The sequence below is a fragment of the Streptomyces sp. NPDC059850 genome, from assembly GCF_042731515.1.
GTDB lineage: Bacteria > Actinomycetota > Actinomycetes > Streptomycetales > Streptomycetaceae > Streptomyces.
The window spans coordinates 1-4595 of record NZ_JBHWJI010000137.1 but is presented as its reverse complement, the minus strand read 5'-3'; the positions used below and the strand labels follow the sequence as shown (position 1 = coordinate 4595).

The following is a 4595-nucleotide window of genomic DNA, read 5'->3' as shown; positions in this document are numbered from 1 at the left end:
CCCTCGCCGGGACCCAAGGGCACCGCCCCAACGAGGACCAGAGGCGCAACCCCGGGCCGGGGCCCAGGGGCGCAGCCCCGGCGGGGACCGGGGCGGAGCCCCGGATCGGGAAGGGGCGGGGCGGGGAACAGAACCCGCGCGGCGCTGCGCCACCGCACCCCCTCGGCCCGCACCCGCGCGGCCGGACCCGGGGCCCAGGGGCGCAGCCCCGGCGGGGACCGGGGCGGAGCCCCGGATCGGGAAGGGGCGGGGCGGGGAACACAGCCCGCGCGGCCAGGTGTCACCGCACGCCTGCGCGGCCCTGACGGGGTGGGGGTGGGGTGGGGTCCAGTTCGCCGCCGCCGCTGATGCGGGCCAGGGCGGCGGCGGCCGCGGCGCTGAGCCGTATGTGCTCGGCCGCCGCCTTCAGCGCGGGGATGGCGCGTTCGTCGCCGATCGCGCCCAGCCCCTCGACGCACGCGCGGGCGATGACCCAGTGCCGGTCCCGGGCGCCCAACTGGCGTTCCAGGGCGGCGACCAGGGCCGGTACGGATTCGGGGGCGCGGAGTTCGACGAGGAGCCGGATGGGGTGCAGCGAGTACGCGGTGCGCAGCGGATTCGTCGCGAGGGCGGCCGCGGCACGGGCGGTGCGCGGGTCGTCGAGCCGGGCCAGCACCCGGGCGGCGGTCGCGCAGCGCGCGGGTTCGCGGTAGTTGAGGAGCAGGACGAGCGTTTCGAAGGCCCGCCGGTCGCCCGCGCTGCCGAGCACGAACGCGGCGGTTTCGCGCGCCCACAGCGGCTGCTCCGGCGCGACCAGGATGCGGGCGAGCTGTTCGCGTGCGGCGGGGGTGCCCTGCCGTACGAGTGCGAGGAGCGAGGCGTGTGCCGCGGTCTCCTGCTGCGATGTGAGCGAGGCCCGTACCCGCTCCGTCAGCGTGCGGAATTCGTCGTCCATGTGTCGAGGTCTCCCCTCCCCGGTGATCCGCGCCATCGCGCAGGACTCACAGTCGGCTCTGGCGTCTTGGTTACCCGCGAGTTAATATGGCGACACGAGCAGCACCCCTGCTCGGGCGGCCTGGTGACGCAGCCGCCTTGCGTGACGTCGGTTCGGCACATTCAGCAGCAGTACGGCATGGCCCCGGGACAGGGCCCGCCGTGTGTCTCCCACGGGCAGTTTCCTCCGTGCGGCGCTGTCCGCCAGGGAGCGTGCAAGCCCTTCCGTCGGAGTTTTCGAGCGGGCCGGAGGAGTTCCAGCGGCAGGCGCCGGACGCGCGTCCGGATTGCCCGTATCGCGGCGTCCGTCCTCCGTTCCTCACCGAACAGCTCCTCTCAGCCAGTCCCAGTCGTCACTTCATCCCCGTTTCCGGGGAACACCCTCTGGAGTCCGCGATGGACCGTCTCCCACAGACCGGCGTCAGCCCCACGTCCTCCTCCTCTGATCTCTCCCCCTCTCGGGCCCCGCTCACTACTGTCGCGGTCGTCGGGCTCGGCACGATGGGCACCGGCATCGCCGAAATCCTGGCTCGTGCGGGGCGTCGGGTGATCGGCATCGACATCAGCGAGAGCGCCTGCCGCCGGGCCGTCACCGCGCTGGAGGTGGCCACGGCCCGCGCGGTGGGCCGCGGCCGGATGACCGAGCGCGAGCGGACGGCCGCGCTCGACCGCTTCCGCGTCACGACCGACGTGGCCGCCTCGGCGGACGCGGATCTGGTGGTCGAGGTGGTGCCCGAGGACTACGGCATCAAGCGTGACGTCTTCGCCGCGCTGGACGCCGTCGTCCGCCCGGACACCATCCTGGCGACCGGCACCAACGCCCTCTCCGTGACCCGGCTGGCGGCCGAATCCGCCCGCCCGGAGCGCGTGTTGGGGCTGCATTTCTTCAACCCGGCGCCCGCCATGAAGCTGGTGGAGATCGTCTCCAGCGTGCTGACCGCGCCCGCCGCCATCGAGGCGGTCACCACGCTCGCCCGCGACTTGGGCAAGGAGCCGGTCGCGCTCGGCGACCGGCCGGGCTTCATCGCCGACGGGCTGCTGTTCGGCTACCTCAACCAGGCCGCCGCGATGTACGAGTCGCGGTACGCGGCCCGCGAGGACATCGACGCCGCGATGCGGCTCGGCTGCGGGCTGCCGATGGGGCCGCTGGCCCTGCTGGACCTGATCGGGATCGATACGGCCCGTACCGTCCTGGAGGCGATGTACGCGGCCTCCGGCGACCGGCTGCACGCCCCCGCGCCGGTCCTGGGCCAGCTCGCCGACGCCGGGCTCACCGGCCGTAAGGCGGGCCGAGGCTTCTATACGTACGAGGCGCCCGGCAGCGGCACCGCCGTCCCGGACGGCGCGGCCCCGCAGGCGCCGTCGCCGGAATCGGGCCGTCCGGTGCGGGTGGTCGGCGTCGCGGGCTCGGGCACGATGGCGAGCGGCATCGCCGAGGTGTTCGCCAAGGCGGGCCACGAGGTGGTGCTGGCGGCCCGTACCGGGGAGAAGGCGGCGGCCGCGAAGGCCCGGGTCGCGAAGTCGCTGGCGCGGTCGGTGGCCAAGGGCCGGATGACGGAGGCGGTGCGGGAGCGGGCGCTCGCCCGGATCACCCCGGCCGACTCCCTCGACGCCTTCGCGGACGCGGACCTCGTGGTGGAGGCGGTGGCCGAGGATCTGGCCGTGAAGCAGGAGCTGTTCGGCGTGCTGGACAAGGTCTGCAAGCCGGGCGCGGTGCTCGCCACCACCACCTCCTCGCTGCCGGTCATCGCCTGCGCCCGCGCCACATCGCGCCCGCAGGACGTGATCGGCCTGCACTTCTTCAACCCGGCCCCCGCGATGAAGCTCGTCGAGGTCGTGTGCACCGTGCTGACCTCGGACGATGTGCGGGCCACCGCGCACACCGTGTGCCGGGAGATCGGCAAGCACCCGGTGGACTGCGGCGACCGGGCCGGGTTCATCGTCAACGCCCTGCTGTTCCCGTATCTGAACAACGCGGTGAAGATGGTCCAGGAGCACTACGCGTCGCCCGATGACATCGACGCGGCGATGAAGCTCGGCGGCGGCTATCCGATGGGCCCCTTCGAGCTGCTGGACGTGGTCGGTCTGGACGTCTCGCTGGCCATCGAGAAGGTCCTCCACCGCGCGTTCCGCGACCCGGGCCTGGCGCCCGCGCCGCTGCTGGAACACCTCGTCGCGGCGGGCTGCCTGGGCCGCAAGACGGGGCGCGGCTTCCGCGAGTATGCGAAGGCCTGAGAATCCGCTGGGCTGGGGTGGACTGCTGGAACCGTCCTTCGGTCCGCCCCCGCACCAGCACTCACAAGCGTGTTACGTTCCCCACATGTCCCAGCCCGTAAAGGCCACTCGTACGCAGCGTAATCGCTCGAACTCCTCCAACGGCGGCGAGAGCGCAGGCAGCCGCCGCGCCGCCGCCCAGCGCCTGATCATGCGCCGCAAACTCGCGGCGGCCGCCATGGAGTTGTTCGCGACGCAGGGGTACGAGGCGACGACGGTCGACGAGATCGCGGCCAGAGCGGGCGTGGCCCGACGCACGTTTTTCCGCCATTTCCGGTCCAAGGAAGAGGCCATTTTCCCGGACCACGACGACACGCTGGTGCGCGCCGCCGCGGTGCTGGACGCGGCACCGCCGCATGAGAACCCGCTGGACACGGTGTGCCGGGGCATCAAGGAGGTCATGCGCATGTACGCGGCCTCCCCGGCGGTCTCCGTCGAGCGCTACCGGCTGACCCGCGAGGTCCCCGCGCTGCGCGAGCGCGAGATCGCCTCGGTGGCCCGCTACGAGCGGCTGTTCACCCGCTACCTCCTGGGCCACTTCGACGAGGGCGCCCACCACGACGGCGACGACGATCCCCTGCTGGCCGAGGTCGCCGCCTCCGCGGTGGTCACGGCCCACAACCACGTCCTCCGCCGCTGGCTGCGGGCGGGGGGCGAGGGCGACGTCGAGGCGCAGCTGGACCACGCGTTCGCCATCGTGCGCGAAACGTTCGGCACCGGCATCGGCGCGGGCCGCCCCGCGGTGAACGTGTCCACGCCGACCGAGGAGGAGGACGTGATGGTCATGGTGGCCCGCACGGACGCCCCGCTGGGCGAGGTCATGCGAACGATCGAACGAGCCCTGAAGCGGTAGCTCCGGCGCAGCGGCAAGTCCCCCACCCCGCCCCTTCCCGGCACCCGTCGATATGCGGCTCCGCCGCGCGGGGGCTCCGCCCCGGCCCCCGGTCCTCAATCGCCGGACGGGCTGGATTTCCAGCGCCCCGTCCGGCGCTCAAGCAAACCCACTCGGAGAACACCCCGAGCCCGGACGAGCCCCGAGCCCGGGGCCGGGGCAGCCGAGGTCCGGGGCACAGCCCCTGACGGGCCCCGGGGGGCGGGAGCCCCCGGTTACGGGAAGGGGCGGGGTGGGGAACAAACCCCGCCACCGGACCGGGCAAGGCACACCACACCGCCGCCAAGGCGGCCCCCAGCCCCGGCCGGGCCCGGGGACGCAACCCCTGGCGCAGGCCCGGGGGCGGGAGCCCCTGACGGGGCGCGGGGGCGCGGCCCCTGGCGGGGGGTCCGGGGGCGCCGCCCCCCGTTACGGGAATGGGCGGGGTCGCGCTCATAGACCGCTCCCCGTCCACCCG

Annotated in this window: 3 protein-coding genes; 2 read left to right on the top strand and 1 reads right to left on the bottom strand. The window is 73.9% G+C overall.

Going from position 1 to position 4595, the window contains the following annotated elements:
* Positions 1 to 280 precede the first annotated feature (280 nt).
* A complete protein-coding gene (locus tag ACFV9T_RS42555) occupies positions 281 to 934 on the bottom strand; it encodes a HEAT repeat domain-containing protein (RefSeq protein ID WP_385449224.1) in 654 nt (217 codons plus the stop codon).
* Positions 935 to 1368: 434 nt separating this feature from the next.
* Here ACFV9T_RS42555 and ACFV9T_RS42550 point away from each other — a divergent pair, with 434 nt between their 5' ends.
* Positions 1369 to 3207: a 3-hydroxyacyl-CoA dehydrogenase family protein gene (locus ACFV9T_RS42550; RefSeq protein ID WP_385449222.1), complete on the top strand. Its 1839-nt coding sequence runs from the start codon at positions 1369 to 1371 to the stop codon at positions 3205 to 3207.
* An 85-nt stretch (positions 3208 to 3292) separates the two neighbouring features.
* Entirely contained in the window at positions 3293 to 4099 is an 807-nt protein-coding gene (locus ACFV9T_RS42545; protein WP_385449219.1) for a TetR family transcriptional regulator, read from the top strand.
* Positions 4100 to 4595: the final 496 nt, after the last annotated feature.

Excerpts from the sequence above, each read along its gene's own strand:
- ACFV9T_RS42550 (WP_385449222.1), top strand. The coding sequence starts at position 1,369 with ATGGACCGTCTCCCACAGACCGGCGTCAGCCCCACGTCCTCCTCCTCT.
- ACFV9T_RS42555 (WP_385449224.1), bottom strand. The coding sequence starts at position 934 with ATGGACGACGAATTCCGCACGCTGACGGAGCGGGTACGGGCCTCGCTC.
- ACFV9T_RS42545 (WP_385449219.1), top strand. The coding sequence starts at position 3,293 with ATGTCCCAGCCCGTAAAGGCCACTCGTACGCAGCGTAATCGCTCGAAC.